The organism is Azotobacter beijerinckii (assembly GCF_900110885.1).
GTDB lineage: Bacteria > Pseudomonadota > Gammaproteobacteria > Pseudomonadales > Pseudomonadaceae > Azotobacter > Azotobacter beijerinckii.
Genome location: NZ_FOFJ01000182.1, coordinates 1 through 1,015, shown reverse-complemented (window position 1 = coordinate 1,015; position 1,015 = coordinate 1). Strand labels below are relative to the sequence as shown.

Sequence of the window (1,015 nt, the reverse complement as noted above, 5' to 3'; positions counted from 1 at the left end):
TTCCGCTACGACAAGCTGAAGCGAAATTACGAGAGCATGGTGGCCATGGCTTGTGGGTTCCTGTGGCTCCCCATGTGAAACGTCAACAGGCCCTAAGCTGGTTGCAGCGGCCGTAGTGGTCTGAATTTCCCGGCACCGATCTTGGCGCTGCTGCGCCAGAGGTAATCGCCGGTCAGGTTGATGTGCTCCCAGCCCAGCGGCGACAGGTACTGCAACAGCGCGTCATCGACAGTCAGGCCGTGGCCGCGCATGGCGTTTGCCGCCCGCTCCAGGTAGACCGTGTTCCACAGCACGATGGCGGCCGTCACCAGGGCCCGGTAACGTTGCTGCTCGAAACTGCGATCCCTAATCTCGCCCAGGCGATTGAAGAACACCGCGCGAGCCAGGGCGTTGCGCGCTTCGCCCTTATTCAGCCCGGCATGCACGCGGCGGCGCAGCTCCACGCTTTGCAGCCAGTCCAAGATGAACAGCGTGCGCTCGATGCGCCCCAACTCACGCAGGGCGACGGCCAAGCCGTTCTGGCGTGGATAGCTGCCGAGCTTGCGCAGCATCAGCGAGGCCGTCACCGTGCCCTGTTTGATCGAGGTGGCCAGCCGCAGGATTTCGTCCCAATGGGCGCGGACGTGCTTGATGTTGAGCGTGCCGCCGATCATCGGCTTGAGCGCGTCATAGGCAGTATCGCCCTTGGGGATGTAGAGCTTGGTGTCGCCCAGGTCGCGGATACGCGGCGCGAAGCGGAAACCGAGCAGGTGCATCAGGGCAAAGACATGATCGGTGAAGCCTGCCGTGTCGGTGTAGTGTTCCTCGATGCGCAGGTCGGACTCGTGGTACAGCAGGCCATCGAGCACGTAGGTCGAGTCGCGCACGCCGACGTTGACCACCTTGGTGTGAAACGGCGCGTACTGGTCGGAGATGTGGGTGTAGAAAGTCCGTCCTGGGCTGCTTCCACAGGGCAATCGCGCTATGAGGCATCCGGGCCAAACAGCAGTTGGGTTCGGTACTGCGCATTGGTGCA

At 62.7% G+C, this 1,015-nt stretch carries 1 pseudogene; it reads right to left on the bottom strand.

The annotated features are described in order from the left end of the window. Positions 1-92 precede the first annotated feature (92 nt). A pseudogene (locus BMY22_RS23535) lies at positions 93-947 on the bottom strand (Tn3 family transposase); the annotation flags it as partial. Between the last annotated feature and the right edge of the window lie 68 nt (positions 948-1,015).